Raw genomic sequence first — 23,888 nt, 5'->3', positions numbered from 1 at the left:
GAGCGGATCCTCTAAGGCGTTCCAGGAACCAACCAACCGTAGCGGAGGGTCAGAGCTTAATTTCGACTTCAACGCCGGAGGCGAGGTCGAGCTTCATAAGAGCGTCGACCGTCTGCGGCGTCGGCTCAACGATGTCGAGAACGCGCTTATGGGTACGCATCTCGAACTGCTCGCGCGACTTCTTGTCGATGTGCGGCGAACGGTTCACCGTGAATTTCTCAATACGCGTCGGCAAAGGAATCGGCCCCCGCACCTGCGCCCCCGTCCGCTTCGCGGTCGACACGATCTCCTTCGCCGAAGCGTCGAGAGCGTCGTGATCGAACGCCTGGAGGCGGATACGGATATTCTGGTTAGTCATGACAACGCCCTCGGGCCAAATTCCGGCGACGCAGGCGAACACGCGTTTTCATCGCGCGTTCGCCTGGTGTTGCTGGTGTCTTACTCGATGATGGAGGCGACCACGCCGGCGCCAACCGTGCGGCCACCTTCGCGGATCGCGAAGCGAAGCTTCTCTTCCATGGCGATCGGAACGATCAGCACGACTTCCATCGTCACGTTGTCCCCAGGCATCACCATCTCGGTGCCTTCCGGCAACGTCACGACACCCGTCACGTCCGTCGTCCGGAAGTAGAACTGCGGACGATAGTTCGTGAAGAACGGCGTGTGGCGACCACCCTCTTCCTTCGTCAGGATGTAGGCTTCCGCCTTGAACTTCGTGTGCGGCTTCACCGAACCCGGCTTGCACAGCACCTGCCCGCGCTCAACGTCCTCGCGCTTCGTGCCGCGCAGCAGCGCCCCGATGTTGTCGCCCGCCTGACCCTGGTCAAGGAGCTTGCGGAACATCTCCACGCCCGTAACCGTCGTCTTGACCGTCGCCTTCAGGCCGACGATCTCGATTTCCTCGCCGACCTTCACGATCCCGCGCTCAACGCGGCCCGTCACAACCGTGCCACGACCCGAGATCGAGAACACGTCCTCGACCGGCATCAGGAACGGCAGGTCAACCGGACGCTCCGGCTGCGGAATATAGGCATCGACCTGCGTCATCAGCTCGAGCACCGCGTCATGCCCGATCGTCGGCTCGCGGTCTTCCAGCGCGCACAGCGCCGAACCACGCACCACCGGGATGTCGTCGCCGGGGAACTCGTACTTCGACAGAAGCTCGCGAACCTCAAGCTCGACCAGGTCGAGAAGCTCCGCGTCGTCCACCATGTCGACCTTGTTCAGGAACACCACCAGCGCCGGAACGCCAACCTGGCGCGCCAGAAGGATGTGCTCGCGCGTCTGCGGCATCGGGCCGTCAGCCGCCGACACAACCAGGATCGCGCCGTCCATCTGCGCCGCGCCCGTGATCATGTTCTTCACGTAGTCCGCGTGGCCGGGGCAGTCCACATGCGCGTAGTGACGGTTCTTCGTCTCGTACTCAACATGCGACGTCGAGATCGTGATCCCGCGCGCCTTCTCCTCAGGCGCCTTGTCAATCTGGTCATACGCCGTGAACGCTGCACCGCCAGACTCAGCCAGGACCTTCGTGATCGCCGCCGTCAACGACGTCTTGCCATGGTCAACGTGACCAATCGTCCCGATGTTGCAGTGCGGCTTCGTCCGCTCAAACTTCTCTTTGGCCATCGTAGGGCTCCTGACAGGAACTCGACGTTTTGCGTCGTTGGTTGCGGATCACAGCTCAGGCGTACTTCGCCTGAACCTCGGCGGCGACCGCCTGCGGCACCTGCTCGTAGTGGTCGAACTGCATGGTGTAGGTCGCACGGCCCTGGCTCATGGAGCGCAGGGTATTCACGTAGCCAAACATATTCGCCAGCGGGACCATGGCGTTGATCACCACGGCATTGCCACGCATATCCTGGCCCTGGATCTGTCCACGGCGAGAATTGAGATCGCCGATGACGGAACCAGTGTAGTCTTCGGGGGTCACGACTTCGACCTTCATGATCGGCTCGAGCAGGACCGAGCCACCCTTCTGAAGGCCTTCACGCAACGCCGCACGAGAGGCGATTTCGAAGGCGAGAGCCGACGAGTCGACTTCGTGGAAAGCGCCGTCGATCAGCTGAATTTTGAGGTCGACCACCGGGAAGCCAGCCAGAACGCCGGCACCCAGCACGCTGTTGAGGCCCTTCTCGACGCCGGGGATGTATTCCTTCGGCACCGAACCGCCGACGATCTTCGACTCAAATTCATAACCGGCACCGGTTTCATTCGGCTCGATGATGAACTTCACGCGAGCGAACTGGCCTGTACCGCCGGTCTGCTTCTTGTGCGTGTAGTCGATCTCGGTCTTCTTCGTGATCTTCTCACGGTAGGCGACCTGCGGCGCGCCGATGTTGGCATCGACCTTGTAGGTGCGCCTCAGGATATCGACCTTGATGTCGAGATGAAGCTCGCCCATTCCCTTGAGAATGGTCTGGCCGGACTCGCTGTCGGTCGAAACGCGGAAGGAGGGATCCTCGGCAGCAAGCTTGGAAAGTGCGATGCCGAGCTTCTCCTGGTCCGTCTTGGTCTTCGGCTCGATGGCGATCTCGATGACCGGCTCAGGGAATTCCATCTTCTCGAGGATCGCGGGCTTCAGCGGATCGCAGAGCGTATCGCCGGTGCGCACTTCCTTGAGGCCCGCCAGCGCCACGATGTCACCAGCGAAAGCTTCCTTGATGTCCTCGCGGTTGTTCGCGTGCATCAGCAGCATGCGGCCGACACGCTCTTTCTTGTCGCGCGTCGAGTTCATGATGGAGGCACCCGCCTCGACCGAACCGGAATAGACGCGGCAGAACGTGATGGTACCGACGAAAGGATCGTCCATGATCTTGAAGGCGAGCATGGAGAAGGGGTCGGCATCCGTCGGCAGCCGCTCCAGCGGCTCCTCGGTCCGCGGATCGATGCCCTTGATCGCGCCACGATCCACCGGGGACGGAAGATAGTCGACAACCGCATCAAGAAGAGGCTGCACGCCCTTGTTCTTGAAGGCGGAACCGCACATCACGGGATGGAAGGCGCGCTTCTGAACGCCAAGACGCACGAGGCGGCGCAGCGTTGCGGCATCCGGCTCCTGGCCGTCGAGATAGGCGGTCATCGCGTCATCGTCGAGCTCGACCGACGCTTCGATGAGGCGCGTGCGATAGTCCTTCGCCTTGTCGGCGAGATCGGCGGGAATGTCCTGCTCGACCGGGTTCAGGGAGTCACCCTCCCAAACCAGCGCCTTCATGCTGATCAGATCAACGACGCCGTAGAAACCACCTTCCGAGCCAAGCGGAAGCTGCAGGCACACGGGCTTGCCGGCGACGCGATCGATGATCGAGTCTACGCATTTGAAGAGGTCCGCGCCGACCTTGTCCATCTTGTTGACGAACACGATACGAGGAACGTCGTACTTGTCAGCCTGGCGCCATACCGTCTCGGTCTGGGGCTCGACGCCCTGGCTGCCGTCCAGCACGCATACGCAGCCGTCGAGCACGCGCAGCGAACGCTCGACTTCAATGGTGAAGTCGACGTGGCCGGGGGTATCGATGATGTTCAGCCGGCTTCCGCGCCAGAAGCACGTGGTCGCAGCCGACGTGATCGTGATACCGCGCTCCTGCTCCTGCGCCATCCAGTCCATCGTCGCGGCGCCCTCGTGGGTCTCGCCGATCTTATGGTTCTTGCCGGTGAAGAACAGAATACGCTCGGTCGTCGTCGTCTTTCCGGCATCAATGTGGGCCATGATGCCGAAATTGCGGTAGTCTTCGATGGCGTGGGTGCGGGCCATAACAGCTATTCCCTCGACGGCTTGCGCTCGTTACCAGCGATAATGCGAGAAGGCACGGTTGGACTCGGCCATCCGGTGCGTATCCTCGCGCTTTTTCACGGCGCTGCCGCGATTGCTCGAGGCGTCCATCAGTTCAGACGAAAGGCGCTCAACCATGGTCTTGTCGTTCCGCGACCGGGCGGCCTGGATCAGCCAGCGGATGGCCAGCGCCTGACGACGGTCCGTGCGAACCTCGACCGGAACCTGATAGGTCGCACCGCCGACACGGCGGGAACGCACCTCGATGGCCGGAGCCACGTTCTCGAGGGCCTGCTTGAACACGCCGAGCGGTTCGCTCTTCAGCTTCTGCTCGATGATGTCGAACGCACCATAGACGATCGCTTCAGCGGCCGACTTCTTGCCGTCGCGCATGATCGAGTTCATGAACTTCGTAACGACGATGTCACCGAACTTCGGGTCCGGAATGATCTCGCGCTTCTCGGCACTGTGACGACGGGACATGTCGCTCGTCCTTAACTTGGCATTTCGTCAACGGGGCAGCCCGAGGCGCCCCCTGTTCAACCGGCAAAACCGGTACGATTACTTCGGCCGCTTGGCGCCGTACTTCGAACGGCGCTGCTTGCGGTTCTTCACGCCCTGGGTATCGAGGACACCGCGCAGGATGTGATAGCGAACGCCCGGAAGGTCCTTCACGCGGCCGCCACGGATCATCACGACCGAGTGCTCCTGGAGGTTATGCCCCTCACCCGGAATGTAGCCGATCACCTCAAAGCCATTCGTCAACCGGACCTTGGCGACCTTACGAAGAGCCGAGTTCGGCTTCTTCGGCGTGGTCGTGTAAACACGCGTGCAAACGCCGCGCTTCTGAGGGCAAGCCTCCAGCGCAGGAACCTTGTTACGGCTCTTGGGCGCCACCCGCGGCTTGCTGATCAACTGGTTGATCGTCGGCATGCTCTCGTTCTCTCGCTTCGGCCGCCGTAACGACCTTTGGCCCTGTTCGGCGCCGCCAACTCCAAGGGAGGACAAGCACCAATTCACCGTGCATCAGCACAAAACTAAAAACCACGCACAACAACTCGCGCCCTGAGCCTGTTAAGCTTAAGGCGCGAAGCGCATGCAGAGGACCACGTCGCCTTCGCAACGCGATCTTGCCCCAGGTCTAACTCCACCAGCTTCGCCGGCAGTCAGTTGGTGCTAAATTAGCAGCGTTTAGGGCCCATACGTCGAACGAGTCGTTCCGATCAGCGAGCGCCTACTGCCTGCCTGAGTGGGGTGCTTTTAGACTCACAGGCCCTGCGCGTCAACAGAAAATTACCTGTTTTGCCCCGCAAAGCGCACCTGCGGCAGCCAAGTTGCCGGTAGTCTGTCCAATGAGAAAGAGCGCCGTGAATCCACGGCGCCCTTCCAGCCACTTAGGATATCCGCGTTCCGGCGGAACAGCGGATACGTCTCCTTTACTCGGCAGCCGGCAGTTCCGGCCGAACCACCGCCTGATTCTCCGAGACCCGCTGGGCCAGGATGAGATCGTCGCGACGCTGCGCAATCTCACGCAGGCGTGTTGCCAAGGCACCAGTACCCGCCGGAATCAGCGAACCGACGATCACATTTTCCTTCAAGCCCTCGAGCGCGTCGGCCTTACCATTGACCGCCGCCTCAGTGAGAACGCGGGTGGTCTCCTGGAACGAAGCCGCCGAGATGAAGGACCTGGTCTGCAGGCTCGCCTTGGTGATTCCGAGAAGGACAGGGGTGCCTGCAGCAATCTTCTTGCCCTCGGCCTCCAGCTTCTCGTTCGCCTCGGCGAGCTCCATGCGATCGACCTGCTCGCCTTGCAGGAATTCCGAATCGCCGGGCTCGTCGATCTCGACCTTCTGCAGCATCTGGCGAACGATCACCTCGATGTGCTTGTCGTTGATGTTCACGCCCTGCAAGCGGTAGACCTCCTGGATCTCGTTCACGAGATAGGCGGCCAGTTCCTCGACGCCCTTGATCGCAAGGATGTCATGCGGAGCGGGGTTACCGTCGACGATGAAGTCCCCGACCTCGACGATGTCGCCATCCTGCAGATGGATGTGCTTACCCTTCGGGATCAGATACTCGACCGCCTCGGAACCGTCATGCGGCGACAGCGTCAGGCGCCGCTTGTTCTTGTAGTCGCGCCCGAAGGAGATCGTGCCCGACTTCTCGGCGATGATGGCTGCATCCTTCGGACGACGGGCCTCGAAGAGTTCTGCGACGCGCGGCAGACCACCCGTGATGTCGCGGGTCTTGGCGCTGTCCGTCGGGATACGCGCAAGCGCGTCGCCCGCCTTCACCTTGTTGCCGGGATCGACGGCGATGATGCCATCGACAGGCAGCAACCAACGTGCCTCGCCACCGCGTGCCAGCTTCGCGACCTTGCCGTCCGCGTCCAGCACGACAATGGCCGGACGCAGATCCGAGGTCCTCGCCGAGCCGCGCCAGTCGATAACGACGCGCTTGGCGATACCCGTCGCCTCGTCGACCGTCTCGGTGATCGAGCCACCTTCAACCAGGTCTTCGAAGGCAACCGTGCCGTCCACCTCCGACAGGATCGGCCGGGTGTAGGGATCCCACTCCGCGATGCGCTGGCCGCGCTTCACATGGTCACCGTCATCGACCTTCAAGCGTGCACCGTACTGGACCCGGTGAACCGCCCTCTCCTGCCCATCCGGACCATGGAGCACCACGGCGACGTTGCGGCCCATGGCGATGAGGTCGCCATCGGAGTTACGTGCCACGTTGCGGTTGCGCAGCTTCACCTCGCCCTCGAAGTTCGTCTCGAGGAACGATGAGTCGGCAATCTGCGCGGCGCCGCCGATGTGGAACGTACGCATCGTGAGCTGCGTGCCCGGCTCGCCGATCGACTGCGCGGCAATGACGCCGACAGCCTCGCCGTGGTTGACGGGCGTGCCACGGGCAAGATCGCGTCCGTAGCAGGTCGCGCAGACGCCGACACGCGACTCGCAGGTCAGCACCGAGCGGATCTTCACTTCCTGGACACCGGCCGCGTTGATCGGCTCGATGTGCCATTCCTCGATCATGGTGCCCTTCGGCACCAGCACGTTGCCTTCGCTGTCGATCACATCCTCGACCGCGGTGCGGCCCAGGATGCGCGAGGCGAGCGTCGCCACGATCTGACCGGCGTCGACGATGGCGCGCATGCGGATGCCACGCTCGGAGCCGCAGTCCGGCTCACGGATGACGGCATCCTGTGCCACGTCCACCAGGCGGCGGGTCAGGTAGCCCGAGTTCGCCGTCTTGAGCGCCGTGTCAGCGAGACCCTTACGGGCACCGTGGGTCGAGTTGAAGTACTCGAGAACGTCGAGGCCTTCCTTGAAGTTCGAGATGATCGGGCTCTCGATGATCTCGCCCGACGGCTTGGCCATCAGGCCACGCATGGCGCCGAGCTGGCGCATCTGCTCACGCGAACCACGGGCACCGGAGTGCGCCATCATATAGATCGAGTTGACCTGCTTATCGCGGCCGTTCTCGTCCTTCTGGGTCGCGGAGATACGCGCCATCATCTCGTCGGCAAGGCGAGCCGAGCACTTACCCCAGGCATCGACGACCTTGTTGTACTTCTCGCCCTGCGTGATCAGGCCATCGTTGTACTGCTGCTCGAACTCCTTCACGAGCGCGCGCGTCTCTTCCACGATGCCCCACTTGTTCTCTGGGATCAGCATGTCGTCTTTGCCGAACGAAATGCCGGCGCGGAACGCATGGTAGAAACCGAGGCTCATGATGCGATCGCAGAAGATGACCGATTCCTTCTGACCGCAATTGCGGTAGACGGCGTCGATCATGTTCGAGATTTCCTTCTTCGTCATGAGCTTGTTCACGACGTCGAAGGGCAGGCTCGGATGCTTCGGCAGGATGCGCGACAGGATCACGCGACCGGGCGTAGTGTCGTAGATCTTGGTGAAAGCGCGACCGTCCTCGTCGATCCCCTGCCAGCGGAAGCGGATCTTCGTGTGGTAGGTCACGACCTTCGCAGCGATCGCGTGCTCGAGCTGGCCGATATCGGAGAAGGTTTTGCCCTGACCAGGCTCGCCCTCGGCAATGATCGACAGATAATAAAGGCCAAGCACGATGTCCTGGGACGGCACGATGATCGGCTGACCGTTGGCCGGGTGCAGGATGTTGTTGGTCGACATCATCAGCACACGCGCCTCGAGCTGCGCTTCAAGCGACAACGGCACGTGCACCGCCATCTGGTCGCCGTCGAAGTCGGCGTTGAAGGCCGCACAGACGAGCGGATGCAGCTGGATCGCCTTGCCCTCGATCAGCACCGGCTCGAAGGCCTGAATACCGAGACGGTGGAGCGTCGGAGCACGGTTCAGCATCACCGGGTGCTCACGGATAACCTCGTCGAGGATATCCCAAACCTCCGGCTTTTCCTTCTCGACGAGCTTCTTCGCCTGCTTGACGGTCGCGGAGAGGCCTTTGGCGTCGAGACGCGCGTAGATGAAGGGCTTGAAAAGCTCCAGCGCCATCTTCTTTGGCAGGCCGCACTGATGCAGCTTCATCTCCGGGCCGACCACGATGACCGAACGGCCGGAATAGTCGACGCGCTTGCCGAGGAGGTTCTGGCGGAACCGGCCCTGCTTGCCCTTGAGCATGTCGGCGAGCGACTTCAACGGGCGCTTGTTGGCGCCCGTGATGACGCGGCCACGACGGCCGTTATCGAACAGCGCATCAACCGCTTCCTGAAGCATGCGCTTCTCGTTGCGGATGATGATGTCAGGCGCGCGCAGCTCGATGAGTCGCTTCAGGCGGTTGTTGCGGTTGATCACACGACGGTAGAGATCATTGAGATCGGACGTCGCGAAGCGGCCACCGTCCAGCGGCACGAGCGGACGGATATCCGGGGGGATCACGGGGATCACCGTCAGGATCATCCATTCCGGCTTGTTGCCGGACATCTGGAACGCCTCAATGATCTTGAGGCGCTTCATCAGCTTCTTGGGCTTCAGCTCCGAGGTCGTCGTCGCGATCTCGTGGCGCAGGTCCGTTGCGATCTTGTCGAGGTCGAGGCTGCGCAGGATCTCGCGGATAGCCTCGGCGCCGATCAGCGCCGTGAACGAGTCATCGCCATACTCTTCCTGCGCGCGCAGGTACTCTTCCTCCGAGAGGAGTTGACGCTCCTTCAGGGGGGTAAGGCCCGGCTCGATGACGACATAGTACTCGAAGTACAGAATGCGCTCGAGATCCTTCAGCGTCATGTCGAGCAGAAGGCCGATGCGCGACGGCAGCGACTTCAGGAACCAGATGTGGGCAACGGGAGCCGCGAGCTCGATATGGCCCATGCGCTCGCGCCGCACGCGCGCCAGGGTAACTTCGACGCCGCACTTCTCGCAGATGACGCCTTTGTACTTCATGCGCTTGTACTTGCCGCACAAGCACTCGTAATCCTTGATCGGCCCGAAGATGCGCGCGCAGAACAAGCCGTCACGCTCGGGCTTGAACGTCCGGTAGTTGATCGTCTCCGGCTTTTTGATCTCGCCGAAGGACCAGGACAGAATCTTTTCCGGGCTCGCGATCGATATCTTGATCTGATCGAAGGTCTGCGCAGGAGCCTGGGTATTGAAGAGATTCATGACCTCTTGATTCATCGCCGTCTCCTTCAAGCCGGGATTGGAGCGCCGCTTTTCTGCTCCTGCCGGCCAAATATCCGTCGAGCCTGCCTCAGGCCCATTGCAAAACTTGGGATCGGCGGGCTGCGCATATCCGGGGACATCCGCAGCCTCCTATCGCCTTGACGACCGGGCCGCCGCGCCTGAATGGCGACGGACCGGAGCGAGCATAACGCTCGCTCCGCGGTCTTATTCCGCAGCCTCTTGCGGCGGCAGTTCCGCCGGCGGCTGCTTCGTCGACAGCAATTCGACGTTGAGGCCGAGCGAGCGCATTTCCTTGACGAGCACGTTGAAGCTCTCGGGAATGCCGGCCTCGAAGGTGTCGTCGCCGCGCACGATCGCCTCGTAGACCTTGGTACGGCCAGCCACGTCGTCCGACTTCACCGTCAGCATTTCCTGCAAGGTGTAGGCGGCGCCGTAGGCTTCGAGCGCCCAGACCTCCATTTCGCCGAAACGCTGGCCACCGAACTGGGCCTTGCCGCCCAACGGCTGCTGCGTGACGAGCGAGTAGGGGCCGATTGAACGTGCGTGGATCTTGTCGTCCACGAGGTGGTGCAGCTTCAGCATATAGATGTAGCCCACGGTCACCTTGCGATCGAACGCCTCGCCAGTCCGCCCGTCGTTGAGCGTCACCTGGCCGGAACGGTCGAGGCCAGCCTCCTCGAGCATGCGCTCGATATCGGCCTCCTTGGCTCCGTCGAACACCGGGGTTGCGATCGGGACGCCGCGACGCAGGTTCTGCCCGAGCTCGACCAGATCGGCGTCGCCCAGCTGGTCGAGGTCACCCTGCGTACCGTAGATGTCACGCAGCGTGCCCTTCAGACGCGAGGAGTCCTGCGACTTGAGATAGGCATCGACAGCCAGCCCGACCTGACGGCCAAGACCGGCGCAGGCCCAGCCCATGTGCGTCTCGAGGATCTGCCCGACATTCATGCGGCTCGGCACGCCGAGGGGGTTGAGCACGATGTCGGCATGCGTGCCGTCGTCAAGGAACGGCATGTCTTCGATCGGCACGATCCGTGACACGACGCCCTTGTTGCCGTGACGGCCGGCCATCTTGTCGCCCGGCTGGATCTTGCGCTTCACCGCAACGAAGACCTTGACCATCTTCATGACGCCGGGCGGCAGCTCGTCGCCGCGCTGCAGCTTCTCGACCTTGTCGAGGAAACGCTGTTCAAGGCGCTTCTTCGACTCGTCGTACTGTTTGCGCATCGCTTCGAGTTCGGCCGTGATGGCGTCGTCGGAAACGGCAAAAGCCCACCACTGCGAACGCGGGAACTCCGTCAGCCCCTCACGGGTCAGCTCGACGTCCTTCTTGAAACCCTTCGGACCGGCGATCGCCACGCGGCCCGTCAACACCTCGGCGAGACGCGCATAGACGTTGCGATCGAGGATCGCCTGCTCGTCGTCGCGGTCCTTGGCCAAGCGTTCGATTTCCTCGCGCTCGATCGCTTGCGCACGCTCGTCCTTGTCCACACCGTGACGGTTGAACACGCGGACTTCCACAACCGTGCCAGTCACTCCCGGCGGAACACGCAGCGACGTGTCACGCACGTCGGATGCCTTCTCGCCGAAGATGGCGCGCAGAAGCTTCTCTTCCGGCGTCATCGGGCTCTCGCCCTTGGGTGTGATCTTGCCGACGAGGATATCGCCCGCGTTCACTTCCGCCCCGATATAGACCATGCCGGCTTCGTCGAGGTTCTTCAGCGCCTCTTCCGACACGTTCGGAATGTCGCGCGTGATTTCCTCCGGGCCGAGCTTGGTGTCACGGGCCATCACCTCGAACTCTTCGATGTGGATGGAGGTGAACACGTCCTCCTTCACGATCCGCTCGGAGAGCAGGATCGAGTCCTCGAAGTTGTAGCCGTTCCAGGGCATGAACGCGACGAGCACGTTCCGGCCGAGAGCAAGCTCGCCGAGATCCGTCGACGGGCCGTCGGCGATGATGTCACCTTTGCGCACCTGGTCACCGACCTTCACCAGCGGACGCTGGTTGATGCAGGTCGACTGGTTGGAGCGCTGGAACTTCATCAGCCGGTAGATGTCGACGCCCGACTTCGTGGGGTCCAGGTCCTGCGTCGCGCGGATAACGATACGTGTCGCGTCCACCTGGTCGATGATGCCCGTGCGACGAGCCGCGATCGCTGCGCCGGAGTCACGGGCCACCACGGCCTCCATGCCGGTGCCGACGAAGGGCGCATCCGCCTTCACGAGCGGCACGGCCTGACGCTGCATGTTCGAGCCCATGAGCGCGCGGTTGGCGTCGTCGTTCTCAAGGAACGGGATGAGCGCCGCGGCCACCGACACAAGCTGCTTCGGCGACACATCCATGTAGTCCACGCGATCCGGCGGGACGACCACGACATCGCCGGCGCGACGGCAGACCACGAGGTCTTCCGTCAGCTTGCCGGTCGTGTCGATGTCGGCGTTCGCCTGTGCGACGTAGTACTTCGACTCTTCCATCGCCGAGAGATAGGCCACCTCGTTGGTGACCGCGCCGTCGCGGACCTTGCGATAAGGCGCCTCGATGAAGCCGTACTTGTTGACGCGCGCGAAGGTTGCCAGCGAGTTGATCAGGCCGATGTTCGGACCTTCCGGCGTCTCGATGGGGCAGATGCGGCCATAATGCGTCGGATGCACGTCGCGCACCTCGAAGCCGGCGCGCTCACGCGTCAAACCACCCGGGCCGAGCGCCGAAAGGCGACGCTTATGAGTAACTTCAGACAGCGGGTTCGTCTGATCCATGAACTGCGAGAGCTGCGACGAGCCGAAGAACTCGCGCACGGCGGCTGCCGCGGGCTTCGCGTTGATCAGGTCCTGCGGCATCACCGTGTCGATGTCGACCGACGACATGCGCTCCTTGATCGCGCGCTCCATGCGCAGAAGACCCAAACGATACTGGTTCTCCATGAGCTCGCCGACGGACCGGACACGACGGTTGCCGAGATGGTCGATGTCATCAACCTCCCCGCGACCATCACGGAGGTCGACCAACGCCTTGACCACGGCGAGCATGTCCTCGCGGCGCAGCGTGCGCACCGTGTCCGCCGCGTCGAGATCGAGGCGCATGTTCATCTTCACGCGGCCGACGGCCGAGAGATCATAGCGCTCGGCGTCGAAGAACAGCGAATGGAACATCGCTTCGGCCGTCTCAAGCGTCGGCGGCTCACCCGGACGCATGACGCGGTAGATGTCGAACAGAGCTTCCTCCCGGGAGGAGTTCTTGTCGACCGCGAGGGTGTTGCGGATGTACGGGCCGATATTGATGTGGTCGATGTCGAGGACCGGAATTTCCTCGAAGCCCGCTTCAAGCAGCACCTTGAGCAGCTTCTCGGTGATCTCGTCGCCGGCCTCGGCGAAGATCTCGCCGTTCGACATGTCGACGAGGTCTTCGGCGACATACTGGCCGATCAGATCGTCGTGCGTCCCGCGGAGTTCCTTTACACCCTTTTCCGTAAGGATGCGCGCGGCACGGGCGGTCAGCTTCTTGCCCGTCTCGAGAACCACCTCGCCGGTGTCAGCGTCGATCAGGTCGACGCTCGCCTTGAAGCCCTTGAGGCGCTCAGCGTCGTAAGGAACGCGCCAGCCGTCGCCATCCTTCTTGTAGAGGATCCGGTTGTAAAAGGTCTCAAGGATCTCCTCGCCATCGAGGCCAAGCGCATAGAGCAGCGACGTCACCGGCAGCTTGCGGCGACGGTCGATACGCGCATAGACGATGTCCTTGGCATCGAACTCGATGTCGAGCCAGGAGCCACGGTACGGAATGATGCGGGCGGCGAACAGCAGCTTGCCCGACGAATGGGTCTTGCCCTTGTCGTGGTCAAAGAACACGCCTGGTGACCGGTGCATCTGGCTGACGATGACACGCTCTGTGCCATTGACGATGAAGGTGCCGTTGTCCGTCATGAGCGGCATGTCGCCCATGTAGACGTCCTGCTCCTTGATGTCCTTGACAGACTTGGAGCCGGTATCTTCATCGACATCAAACACGATCAGGCGCAGCGTGACCTTGAGCGGCGCGGCAAAGGTCATACCCCGTTGGCGACACTCGTCCACGTCGTATTTCGGCGGCTCGAAGGTGTACTTCACAAATTCGAGCAGCGAAGCACCGGAAAAATCGGATATCGGGAAAACGGACTTGAAGACGGCCTGTAGCCCCTCCTCTGGCCGCCCTCCCTTCGGCTCGTCGACCATCAGGAATTGGTCGTAGGATGCCTTCTGAACCTCGATGAGGTTCGGCATCTGCGCCACTTCCCGGATCTTGCCGAAGAACTTGCGGACACGCTTCGGGCCAGTGATCGTCTGGGCCATGTCTGTTCTCGCTCCTCACGCACGGCTGACCTGGCGGCCCCACCAGAGGCCGGGCGGCTCAATAAGGCCGCCAGGTCAGCCGGCCGCTCCCGCGGCATGCTGCCATGTCACTCCCGACAGCCCCACCGGGACCGCCGTCGTCACGTCTCTTGCGCGTCTGAGACCATCGATGATCACGTGTTGATCATGGTCACGCATCGATGACACAACGGCCCCGGAGACAAGATGCCTTCGGGACCGTGGAATTCTCAACTTGTCGCGCTCCGCCGCGGCGGCCCGCCTCTAACCAAGAAGGGCCAAGAGCCCCTTCCCATTGCGATCTCCTCAAAACGAAATCGCTAGAACCAAGTCTCGAACGATTGGAGGGAACCGGATTGATCCGCAAGGAAACGCCGGCTCCCGCCGAGCACGGGTCAAAGCCCGCGCAACACTTACTTGAGCTCGACCTTCGCGCCGACCTTCTCGAGCTGAGCCTTGAGCTTGTCGGCCTCGTCCTTGGCCACGCCTTCCTTGACGGGCTTCGGAGCGCCTTCGACGAGGTCCTTGGCTTCCTTGAGGCCGAGGCCGGTGATCGCGCGGACTTCCTTAATGACTTCGATCTTCTTGTCGCCGGCGGCGGCAAGAACGACCGTGAACTCGGTCTGCTCTTCAGCGGCAGCGGCGGCGCCACCAGCGGCGCCCGGCGCAGCGGCAACCGCCACGGCGGCGGCGGCGGACACGCCCCACTTCTCTTCGAGGAGCTTCGCCAGCTCGGCGGCCTCGAGGACGGTCAGGCTCGACAGGTCGTCGACGAGCTTTGCCAAATCAGCCATGATACACTTCCTGGGTTAGTTCGATTGATAGGGGGTTTGACGGCCTTACGCCGCTTCGTCTCGCTTGGCATATGCCCCGAACACGCGCGCCAGCTTCCCGGCGGGTGCGTTGACGACCTGCGCGATCTTCGTTGCCGGGGCCTGAACGAGGCCGACCAGCTTGGCGCGCAGTTCATCAAGAGACGGCAGCGTGGCCAGAGCCTTCACGCCGTCCGGGTTCAGAGCGGTCACTCCCATCGCGCCACCGAGGATAACGAGCTTTTCGTTACCCTTGGCGAAATCGACAGCGACCTTCGGTGCCGCAACAGGGTCGCTGGAATAAGCCAGCAACGTCGGCCCCTTCAGAAGAGGCGCGATTGATGCGACGTCCGTGCCTTCGAGAGCGATCTTGGCGAGGCGATTTTTCGCGACCTTGACCGAGGCGCCGGCCTGCTTCATCTCCCTGCGGAGCTTCTGCATATCGGCGACTGTCAGGCCGGCATAGTGAGCTACGACGACGACGCCGGTTGATGAAAAGACATCACCCATCGTCGCGACGAACTCGGCTTTTGCCGCTCTGTCCACTTGGCTCTCTCCGGTTCAGCAGCAGGGAACATCCCCGCCGCCGGCTGCACATGCCACACGCCGTGCACTAGGCTTGCACCCAATGCGCCGCGCGCGGCGCTCGCAAGCCCTGTCCCCCAGATCGCAGAGATCAAACTCACGCCCCAGGAATAGGTCCGAACCAACCCACTCAAAGGATACCCACCAAGGGGCATCCGTCGTGCAAATCAGCCTTCCCCGTCTATGCTGGCTTCGTACTGAAATTAAGCCGTAACGGCACCCGCAGTCTCGGACAGGACATATGGCCGGTTCGCGCAAAGCTACCGCCTTGCCCGCCGGCCACATTCGCCCGGTCGCCCGGGCGAAACTCCAAGCCTGAGAACGACGACATCGATGTCATGACGATTCCAGGCAAGAATGGTTTTAATAACCATTCACCTGCGGTTTGCCAAGTGCCCACCGCAGGCAAACGAATAAGTGACGGCTTCTAGCGCGCCAATGCGCCGAAGATGAGGCAGCTGTCTTACGCGCCGAGAACGGTGGCGGGATCGACCTTCACACCTGGCCCCATCGTCGATGAGATCGCGACGCGCTGGACGTAAGTGCCCTTCGCGCCGGACGGACGGGCCTTGGAGACCGCATCCGCAAAAGCCTTGATGTTCTCGATCAGCTTGCCTTCGTCGAAGGAAGCCTTGCCGATCCCGGCGTGGACAATGCCGGCCTTCTCGACGCGGAACTCAACGGCGCCGCCCTTGGCAGCCGCAACCGCGGCCTTGACGTCCATCGTCACCGTGCCGACCTTCGGGTTCGGCATCAGGCCACGCGGGCCAAGCACCTTACCGAGGCGACCGACGAGCGGCATCAGATCCGGAGTCGCGATGCAGCGATCGAAGTTGATCGTGCCGCCCTGAACGATTTCAAGCAGATCCTCGGCGCCGACGATGTCCGCACCGGCGGCCTTGGCTTCGTCAGCCTTGGCGCCGCGCGCGAACACGGCGACGCGGACCGTACGGCCCGAACCGTTGGGCAAGTTGCAGACGCCGCGGACCATCTGGTCGGCGTGACGAGGATCGACGCCGAGGTTCATGGCCACTTCGATGGTCTCATCGAACTTGGCCTTGGCGCGCTCCTTCACCATCTTCACGGCCTCTTCGAGGCCATAGAGCTTCACGCGGTCGACGCCTTCGCGAAGAGCGGTAATGCGCTTTGCTGGTTTTGCCATGATCGACCTCCTCAGCCCTGGACCTCAAGGCCCATCGAACGGGCCGAGCCTTCGATCATCGCGACAGCCGCATCGACGGAGTCGCAGTTCAGGTCGACCATCTTCTTCGTGGCGATGTCACGCAGTTGGTCGCGGGTGACCTTGCCAGCATAGCCGCCCTTGCCGGGGGTCTTCGACGCGCTCGTGATACCGGCAGCCTTCTTTAGGAAGTAGCTGACCGGCGGCTGCTTCATCTCGAAGGTGAAAGAGCGGTCCTGGTATGCGGTGATGATCACCGGAATCGGGGTGCCCTTTTCCATCTGCGCAGTCTTCGCGTTGAAGGCCTTGCAGAATTCCATGATGTTGAGGCCGCGCTGACCGAGCGCCGGACCGATCGGCGGCGACGGGTTGGCCGCGCCTGCCGGAACCTGAAGCTTCACGTAGCCCGTGATCTTCTTTGCCATGATGGCTGCTCCCATGGGACGACGCCGCGGATGCCAATCCGTGCGCCGGGGATGACAGATCGCGGTGCGGCCCTTCTGTTCCGGCTGGCGACCGGCGGACCTTCCGCGGACGAACCGGCGATGAAATCCGCCGGCTTTCTGGAGCTTAGCGCTCCAACGACGAAGGGCGGCCAGCATGCCGGCCACCCTTTGTGAAAGCTCTTTATCAAGACGCGCGACGCGAGGCAAGCCTCAGGGATTGCGCTCTGCCCCGAACAATCAGACCTTCTCGACCTGACCGTATTCGAGATCGACCGGGGTCGCACGACCGAAGATGGACACGGCAACCTTGAGCCGGGCACGGGCCTCGTCCACTTCCTCGACGATGCCATTGAAAGAGGCAAACGGCCCGTCCGCGACGCGAACCTGCTCGCCCACCTCGAAGCTGACGGAGGGCTTCGGACGATCGACGCCTTCGGCAACCTGTCCCTTGATCCGCTCCGCCTCGCGGTCCGGAATCGGCAGCGGCTTGGATTTGTCCGCACCGAGAAAGCCGGTGACTTTCGGGGTGTTCTTGATGAGGTGATAGACCTCGTCAGTGAGGTCGCATTTCACCAGGACATAGCCGGGAAAAAACTTGCGCTCGGTATCGACCTTGCGCCCGCGGCGAACCTCGACGACCTTTTCGGTCGGGACGAGGATCTCGTCGAACTTGTCCTCGAGGCCACGCTGCACGGCCTGATCGCGCAGGGATTGCGCCACCTTGTTCTCGAAATTCGAGTAAGCGTGGACGATATACCAGCGTTTGGGAGCGGATGAGAGGCTGCTCAGGCTGGGAGAAGACATCGCGAAGCTCCTAGCGACCGATACCGAGGATCAGCGTCACGCCGAAGCGGATGATCTGGTCGGCGAGAAGGAAAAACAGGCTCGCGACGATGACCATGACGAACACCATAGCCGTCGTGACGAGCGTCTCCTTGCGGGTTGGCCACGTGACCTTGGAGGTCTCGTTACCGACCTGCTGAATGAACTCGACCGGATTCGTCTTCGCCATATTGTCTCACCATAGCCGTCGCGCAGTGCTGATTTGGCATCACAACGATGAACCCGCAAGGGCCCTTGGCGTCGGGGGCCTGTTGCAATACCAGTCTCGATCAGCGCAACTTGCAAAAACTGCAGTCAGGAATTGATAGTCGACCGTCGAGGATCCGCTGGCAGGAGTGGAGGGACTCGAACCCCCAACCCCCGGTTTTGGAGACCGGTGCTCTAGCCAGTTGAGCTACACTCCTAGCGGACGCCTGCGGAAGCAGGCCGACCATGGCGCCCACTCAAGCCAAAGCCAAGCTCGAGATGGAATCGCCACGCCATTCCTATACATCACTCGCGCGACATGGCGATAGGCGAATGATGGGAATATTCACCGCCGCGCCCAGCTTACGGCGCGGCAGCCGTGCGACGCAGGCGAACACGCGTTTTCATCGCGCGTTCGCCTGGTGTTGCTGGTGTCTTACTCGATGATGGAGGCGACCACGCCGGCGCCAACCGTGCGGCCACCTTCGCGGATCGCGAAGCGAAGCTTCTCTTCCATGGCGATCGGAACGATCAGCACGACTTCCATCGTCACGTTGTCCCCAGGCATCACCATCTCGGTGCCTTCCGGCAACGTCACGACACCCGTCACGTCCGTCGTCCGGAAGTAGAACTGCGGACGATAGTTCGTGAAGAACGGCGTGTGGCGACCACCCTCTTCCTTCGTCAGGATGTAGGCTTCCGCCTTGAACTTCGTGTGCGGCTTCACCGAACCCGGCTTGCACAGCACCTGCCCGCGCTCAACGTCCTCGCGCTTCGTGCCGCGCAGCAGCGCCCCGATGTTGTCGCCCGCCTGACCCTGGTCAAGGAGCTTGCGGAACATCTCCACGCCCGTAACCGTCGTCTTGACCGTCGCCTTCAGGCCGACGATCTCGATTTCCTCGCCGACCTTCACGATCCCGCGCTCAACGCGGCCCGTCACAACCGTGCCACGACCCGAGATCGAGAACACGTCCTCGACCGGCATCAGGAACGGCAGGTCAACCGGACGCTCCGGCTGCGGAATATAGGCATCGACCTGCGTCATCAGCTCGAGCACCGCGTCATGCCCGATCGTCGGCTCGCGGTCTTCCAGCGCGCACAGCGCCGAACCACGCACCACCGGGATGTCGTCGCCGGGGAACTCGTACTTCGACAGAAGCTCGCGAACCTCAAGCTCGACCAGGTCGAGAAGCTCCGCGTCGTCCACCATGTCGACCTTGTTCAGGAACACCACCAGCGCCGGAACGCCAACCTGGCGCGCCAGAAGGATGTGCTCGCGCGTCTGCGGCATCGGGCCGTCAGCCGCCGACACAACCAGGATCGCGCCGTCCATCTGCGCCGCGCCCGTGATCATGTTCTTCACGTAGTCCGCGTGGCCGGGGCAGTCCACATGCGCGTAGTGACGGTTCTTCGTCTCGTACTCAACATGCGACGTCGAGATCGTGATCCCGCGCGCCTTCTCCTCAGGCGCCTTGTCAATCTGGTCATACGCCGTGAACGCTGCACCGCCAGACTCAGCCAGGACCTTCGTGATCGCCGCCGTCAACGACGTCTTGCCATGGTCAACGTGACCAATCGTCCCGATGTTGCAGTGCGGCTTCGTCCGCTCAAACTTCTCTTTGGCCATCAGTCACAAACCCTGGGCATTGCCATCATGATAAAGGATCGGACCTACCGATCCCCCGAAATTGCGCGATCGTCTAGGGGGTTTCACTCGCTTGCGCAAGTGCCAGCGGCGCAATTAGTGCCGTTTTGCGGGATCCCCGCTGCGACACCCGCCACAATAGGCCTCTGCAACCGGTCCCGACAAACACCAAATCACGTCCCTGCCCGCCGCGCTGTCCGACAACGCCGTGCTCAAAACCATCAACGAAAGGAATTCGATGAGGCCGTGGAGCGGGTGAAGGGAATCGAACCCTCGTCATCAGCTTGGAAGGCTGTTGCTCTACCATTGAGCTACACCCGCTAACGCACGTCAGGCTTGGATGGTGGAGGGGGTTGGATTCGAACCAACGTAGGCGTAGCCAACGGATTTACAGTCCGTCCCCTTTAACCACTCGGGCACCCCTCCGGCCCATCCAGCATGACCGACCCCGGTGGGTCGATCACCTTTCCGCTCACCTGCAGCGCAGGAGCAGTGGCGCGTTCTTAAGAGGAGGCGGTTATGGGTGTCAACTGCAAAACCGGGCTGGCGCGCCACAATCCCCTGTGTCAAACCTGCCCGACGGTGACGCGGGCCTGGGTCAATGGCGAGAACGCCTTAGCTAGCCGAGCTCTCGCCAAAAGTGCCCATATCTGTGGAAACGAGCAGTAACAATGAGTGATGATCAGCGGCGGTCTCGCCACGGCAAATCCGGCCATGGCCATAAATCTGGCCCTGGCAGATCGAATCGTCCGGATTGGCGCGCGAGACGGGCAGCCGAGATCGAGGACGGCGTCGTTCTCTACGGCTGGCATCCTGTCGTCGAGGCGCTTTCAAACCCCAAGCGCCGCATCCGCCGCTTGCTCGTGACCGAGAACGCGCAGCGACGCTTGGCCGAGGAACTGGGCACGCTCCGCGTCACACCGGAACTCGCCCGCCCAGACGAGATCGCGCGCAAGCTGGATCCGGACGCGGTGCATCAGGGGCTCTATGTCGAAGCCGACCCACTCCCCTCACCCACGATCGAGACGATGAACGCGCGGTCGTTGATTCTCGTCCTCGATCAGATCACCGATCCGCATAATGTCGGCGCCATCGTGCGCACGGCCGCCGCCTTCGGCGTGGACAGTATCGTGACTACCGCCCGGCACAGCCCGTCGGCGACGGGCGTAATGGCGAAATCGGCGTCGGGTGGTCTTGAGCATGTCCCCTTCACCATCGTGCGCAATCTCGCGGGCGCCTTGCAGACCCTCCGCGAGCGCGGCTTCCTATGCATAGGGCTTGACTCGGCCGGCGAGACAGAGCTTGAGGCCGTCCCCCTGCGCCGGCCAGTCGCGCTCGTCCTCGGCGCGGAGGGCAAGGGCTTGCGGCAGCTCACCCGGGAGCGCTGCAACGTTCTCGCGCGGCTCGACATGCCGGGGAGCATCAAGAGCCTGAACGTATCGAATGCGGCCGCCGTCGCCCTATACGCCACCTCGCGCGCACTAGCCGCTCTTGATTGAAACGGTGTGACCTAGCCGGCGCTGGCGCCTGGTGACACACCCAGCAGCCCAGTCCCGGTGCCAGGCGTGGGCCGATGTCCAACCTGTCCCTCACCGGCTATGGACGCCCGTGAAGGCGGGATCATAAGCATGCCTACGCGCCTGTCCGCCAGATAGTACCGCGTCGATCCATTCAACTTTCGAATGACGACGAATTGACGAGCGACACGATACCGCCTCCCGCCGTAATTTTCCGGTATTGAACGTACGATCCGGCATGATTCTCAGGCGCAGCCGCAATGTTCGCAAGCAACCCTGCCCTGAATTGCCTAGATCGGAGGACAATAAAACGAGGAAACACTTTAGGAGGCGTCAATGAGCGTCGCGGCAGCGGAAGCGATATCCGAGCAGAAGCGGCCTATGACTCGCGAAGAGCGCAAAGTGATCGTTGCGTCTTCGCTTGGCACGGTCTTCGAATGGTATGATTTTTACTTGGCGGGTTCTCTCGCCGTCAATATTTCGATGAACTTCTTTTCCGGCGTCAATCCGACCGCCGGATTTATTTTTACATTGCTTGGCTTCGCCGCCGGCTTTGCGGTGCGCCCCTTCGGCGCCTTGTTCTTCGGACGGCTCGGCGACCTCATCGGCAGAAAATATACGTTCCTCGTGACGATGACCGTCATGGGTATCTCGACCTTCGTGGTCGGCCTTCTTCCGAGCTACGCCTCCATCGGCATCATCGCCCCAATCGCCTTCGTCGTCTGCCGCTTGTTGCAGGGCCTGGCGCTAGGCGGTGAATATGGCGGCGCCGCAACCTATGTGGCCGAGCACGCGCCCCAGGGCCGCCGCGGTTTCTATACGTCGTGGATCCAGACGACCGCGACGGTCGGCCTGTTCCTGTCTCTCGTCGTTATTCTCGTCCTGCGCATGTCGATGTCGACCGAAGCCTTCAATGAATGGGGCTGGCGCATTCCCTTCCTTCTGTCGATCCTCCTGCTCGGCGTGTCCATCTGGATCCGTCTGCAGCTCCAGGAATCGCCGGCCTTCGTCAAGATGAAGGAAGAAGGCTCGGGATCGAAAGCGCCTCTCAAGGAAGCTTTCGGCACGTGGCGGAACGCCAAGATCGGCATCATCGCGCTACTCGGCGGCACAGCCGGCCAGGCCGTGGTCTGGTACACCGGCCAGTTCTATGCCCTGTTCTTCCTGACCCAGACTTTGAAGATTGACGGAACAACAGCGAATATCCTGATCGCTCTCGCTCTCCTGATCGGAACGCCCTTCTTCGTGTTCTTTGGGTGGCTGTCGGACCGCGTCGGCCGCAAGCCCATCATTCTAGCGGGCTGCCTGATCGCCGCGATCACCTATTTCCCGCTGTTCGCCGCGCTCGGCAAATACGGCAATCCGACTTTGATCGCCGCTCAGGAAACCGCGCCGGTCACCGTCATTGCGGACCCGGCCGAATGCTCGTTCCAATTCAATCCTGTGGGCACGTCGAGCTTCACAACCTCCTGCGATATTGCCAAGTCCTTCCTGGCGCGCAATGCCGTGAACTATTCCAATGAAGCGGCACCGGCCGGCACGATCGCCAAGATCCGCATCGGCGACCAGGTCATCGAATCCTTCGACGCCCGTGCTGCCGGCGCCGAAGCGGCCGCGCGCACGGCCGCCTTCACGAAGACCGCCACCGAGGCAATCCGCTCGCACGGCTACCCGGCCGCGGCAGATCCAGCCAAGATCAACATGTTCATGATGACGCTCATACTGACCGTCTTGGTGATCTTCGTGACCATGGTCTATGGTCCGATCGCGGCGTTGCTGGTGGAACTCTTCCCCACCCGGATCCGCTACTCCGGCATGTCCTTGCCCTATCACATCGGCAACGGCTGGTTCGGCGGCTTCCTTCCGCCTACGGCCTTCGCGATTGTCGCGGCCACCGGCAATATTTACTCAGGCCTGTGGTATCCCATAATAATCGCGCTCATGACGTTTGTGGTCGGACTCCTTCTGATGCCGGAGACCAAGGACCGCAACATCTTCACCTACGAAGGGGACAAGTGATCGACGCTATCGTCGCGCGGCGCTCCGGAGGATTGTGGCGCCGCGTGGCCTCGTCATCAGGACGATTCGATCCCGCGAACACATAAAAACTGCAATTTCGGTAAAAGCTCGCGGAACTTGGTCCCTACTCCAACGTTGTCAGACCAGGCAATTGATGCGTTTTATCGAGACCCTAAAAACCCCGCCTCACGGCGGGGTCTTTTTTTCGGGCTGCTTACCGGCTGGCCGCGCGCCTAGGATCCCTTAGCGCTCGCAGACGGTCACGGTGCGTGTACGCCAGACGCCGTTGACGATCACGCGGCGTGGGGCACGGTAACAGTAGGATCGGGTGGAATTAGCCGCCGCCGCGATCCCTGCACCCAGAATGGCGCCCGTCGCTAGGGCAGCGCCCGCTCCCCAGCCATCATAGCCGTAGCCATAGTACGGACCGTAGCCATAGGCCGGCACCCCATACCAGCCGGCTCGCCAGCCGGGACGAGGGTACCATCCCCGATTCCAGCCAGGGCGCCAGCCTGCATTCCACGCGGGACGATACCCCCAACCGGGGCGATATCCCCAACCGGGGCGATTCCAACCGCCGCCTCCCCATCCCGGCCGGACCCCAGGGGCGAAGCGTGGCCCGCCACCGCCCCAGCCAGGTCGTCCGCCCCAGTGCGCGCCACCGTGACCTCTCCACTGCGCCTCCGCCGGGCTGGGCGCGCTCGCGACCACGAAGGTTGCTGCGACCATGGCACCTGCGGCGCATAGAAGCGTTTTTACGGGTTTGAAGTGTCGCATGAACGTCCTCCCGCTCAAGCCGTATCTGCAGTCGAGGCCTCGTCGCCCAGACCACCTTTACGGGTAAACGCTGGCGGTGCCCGGCCCGTTCCACATGTGCCTCAGGATGAGGATCTGCGATGCCACAGGCGCCGCCGGTGTGCC

The 23,888-nt window shown here is 62.3% G+C and carries 17 protein-coding genes and 3 tRNA genes; 2 read left to right on the top strand and 18 right to left on the bottom strand.

Annotation, left to right across the window (positions count from 1 at the left end):
• Positions 1-49: 49 nt before the first annotated feature.
• The 17 genes from rpsJ to KIO76_RS12935 form a co-directional block, all read right to left on the bottom strand.
• The gene (gene rpsJ / locus KIO76_RS13015; protein ID WP_213323671.1) at positions 50-358 is read right to left on the bottom strand and encodes a 30S ribosomal protein S10; all 309 of its coding nucleotides are present in this window, start codon (positions 356-358) and stop codon (positions 50-52) included.
• Between the two features lie 80 nt (positions 359-438).
• Positions 439-1,629, bottom strand: coding sequence for an elongation factor Tu (gene tuf / locus KIO76_RS13010; RefSeq protein WP_213323660.1), 1,191 nt, complete (start codon positions 1,627-1,629; stop codon positions 439-441).
• Between the two features lie 55 nt (positions 1,630-1,684).
• The gene (gene fusA, locus KIO76_RS13005) at positions 1,685-3,754 is read right to left on the bottom strand and encodes an elongation factor G (protein WP_213323670.1); all 2,070 of its coding nucleotides are present in this window, start codon (positions 3,752-3,754) and stop codon (positions 1,685-1,687) included.
• 30 nt (positions 3,755-3,784) lie between these two features.
• A complete protein-coding gene (gene rpsG / locus KIO76_RS13000) occupies positions 3,785-4,255 on the bottom strand; it encodes a 30S ribosomal protein S7 (protein ID WP_213323669.1) in 471 nt (156 codons plus the stop codon).
• Between the two features lie 78 nt (positions 4,256-4,333).
• Positions 4,334-4,705, bottom strand: a complete 372-nt coding sequence (gene rpsL / locus KIO76_RS12995; RefSeq protein WP_110375519.1) for a 30S ribosomal protein S12 — start codon at positions 4,703-4,705, stop codon at positions 4,334-4,336.
• A 503-nt stretch (positions 4,706-5,208) separates the two neighbouring features.
• Positions 5,209-9,384 carry a DNA-directed RNA polymerase subunit beta' gene (gene rpoC / locus KIO76_RS12990; RefSeq protein ID WP_213323668.1) on the bottom strand — a complete coding sequence of 1,392 codons (4,176 nt, stop codon included), beginning with the start codon at positions 9,382-9,384 and terminating at the stop codon, positions 5,209-5,211.
• A gap of 210 nt (positions 9,385-9,594) precedes the next feature.
• A complete protein-coding gene (gene rpoB / locus KIO76_RS12985) occupies positions 9,595-13,716 on the bottom strand; it encodes a DNA-directed RNA polymerase subunit beta (RefSeq protein WP_213323667.1) in 4,122 nt (1,373 codons plus the stop codon).
• Between the two features lie 431 nt (positions 13,717-14,147).
• Positions 14,148-14,528, bottom strand: a complete 381-nt coding sequence (gene rplL, locus KIO76_RS12980; protein ID WP_213323666.1) for a 50S ribosomal protein L7/L12 — start codon at positions 14,526-14,528, stop codon at positions 14,148-14,150.
• Positions 14,529-14,573: 45 nt separating this feature from the next.
• On the bottom strand, positions 14,574-15,092 hold the full coding sequence (gene rplJ / locus KIO76_RS12975) for a 50S ribosomal protein L10 (RefSeq protein ID WP_213323665.1): 519 nt from the start codon (positions 15,090-15,092) through the stop codon (positions 14,574-14,576).
• 502 nt (positions 15,093-15,594) lie between these two features.
• Complete coding sequence (gene rplA, locus KIO76_RS12970) at positions 15,595-16,293, bottom strand: 50S ribosomal protein L1 (RefSeq protein WP_213323664.1); 699 nt, start codon at positions 16,291-16,293, stop codon at positions 15,595-15,597.
• 11 nt (positions 16,294-16,304) lie between these two features.
• Entirely contained in the window at positions 16,305-16,736 is a 432-nt protein-coding gene (gene rplK / locus KIO76_RS12965) for a 50S ribosomal protein L11 (RefSeq protein WP_213323663.1), read from the bottom strand.
• A 258-nt stretch (positions 16,737-16,994) separates the two neighbouring features.
• Complete coding sequence (nusG, locus tag KIO76_RS12960) at positions 16,995-17,561, bottom strand: transcription termination/antitermination protein NusG (RefSeq protein WP_213323662.1); 567 nt, start codon at positions 17,559-17,561, stop codon at positions 16,995-16,997.
• Between the two features lie 10 nt (positions 17,562-17,571).
• Positions 17,572-17,769, bottom strand: a complete 198-nt coding sequence (gene secE, locus KIO76_RS12955) for a preprotein translocase subunit SecE (protein ID WP_213323661.1) — start codon at positions 17,767-17,769, stop codon at positions 17,572-17,574.
• Between the two features lie 158 nt (positions 17,770-17,927).
• A tRNA-Trp gene (locus tag KIO76_RS12950) sits at positions 17,928-18,004 on the bottom strand.
• A 218-nt stretch (positions 18,005-18,222) separates the two neighbouring features.
• Complete coding sequence (tuf, locus tag KIO76_RS12945; protein WP_213323660.1) at positions 18,223-19,413, bottom strand: elongation factor Tu; 1,191 nt, start codon at positions 19,411-19,413, stop codon at positions 18,223-18,225.
• A 265-nt stretch (positions 19,414-19,678) separates the two neighbouring features.
• Positions 19,679-19,752: transfer RNA gene (locus KIO76_RS12940), tRNA-Gly, on the bottom strand.
• Between the two features lie 20 nt (positions 19,753-19,772).
• A tRNA-Tyr gene (locus KIO76_RS12935) sits at positions 19,773-19,857 on the bottom strand.
• 245 nt (positions 19,858-20,102) lie between these two features.
• Between KIO76_RS12935 and rlmB the strand changes: the two genes are divergently transcribed.
• Both rlmB and KIO76_RS12925 read left to right on the top strand, forming a co-directional pair.
• Positions 20,103-20,930 carry a 23S rRNA (guanosine(2251)-2'-O)-methyltransferase RlmB gene (rlmB, locus tag KIO76_RS12930; RefSeq protein ID WP_213323659.1) on the top strand — a complete coding sequence of 276 codons (828 nt, stop codon included), beginning with the start codon at positions 20,103-20,105 and terminating at the stop codon, positions 20,928-20,930.
• A 354-nt stretch (positions 20,931-21,284) separates the two neighbouring features.
• Positions 21,285-22,967, top strand: a complete 1,683-nt coding sequence (locus tag KIO76_RS12925) for an MFS transporter (protein WP_213323658.1) — start codon at positions 21,285-21,287, stop codon at positions 22,965-22,967.
• 243 nt (positions 22,968-23,210) lie between these two features.
• On the opposite strand, the gene KIO76_RS12920 is transcribed toward KIO76_RS12925, so the two are convergent.
• A complete protein-coding gene (locus KIO76_RS12920) occupies positions 23,211-23,744 on the bottom strand; it encodes a hypothetical protein (protein ID WP_249729591.1) in 534 nt (177 codons plus the stop codon).
• Between the last annotated feature and the right edge of the window lie 144 nt (positions 23,745-23,888).

The sequence above is a fragment of the Chelatococcus sp. YT9 genome, from assembly GCF_018398315.1.
In the GTDB taxonomy this organism is placed as follows: domain Bacteria; phylum Pseudomonadota; class Alphaproteobacteria; order Rhizobiales; family Beijerinckiaceae; genus Chelatococcus.
This window is presented reverse-complemented; position numbering and strand designations above follow the sequence as displayed.